General features: G+C 32.5%; 1 protein-coding gene. It reads left to right on the top strand.

Annotated elements, in window-relative coordinates; genetic code table 11:
- Window positions 1-24: 24 nt before the first annotated feature.
- Window positions 25-311, top strand: a 287-nt coding sequence (locus tag EII42_RS12680; protein WP_148098075.1) for a hypothetical protein, incomplete at its 3' end; no start/stop codon positions are given.

Genomic DNA, 311 nt, shown 5'->3' with positions numbered 1-311 from the left:
GTATCTGCTCTATCAATTTCTTCAATGGCTCAACCAACAATATCTACAAAAGATATTGTTGGTAAATGGAGATGTGTTATTCATTATCCACTTTTTAACCTAACGACTGTAGATCATACCGAATATTTAGAAAATGGCAGTTCTGTCGGTATTGGCTATATGGATTTCTCTCGAGAATTCAAATATGAAACAAAGCACACTGGGCTATGGACGATAAGTGATCATACTCTTATTGAAACTAGTAATGACTATAAAACAATCAAAATTCATTCAGATAAAACCATGCAAAGATTAGAAACTGATACTAGTTA

The sequence above is a fragment of the Tessaracoccus sp. OH4464_COT-324 genome (assembly GCF_003932855.1).
Classification (GTDB): domain Bacteria; phylum Actinomycetota; class Actinomycetes; order Propionibacteriales; family Propionibacteriaceae; genus Arachnia.
This window is presented reverse-complemented; position numbering and strand designations above follow the sequence as displayed.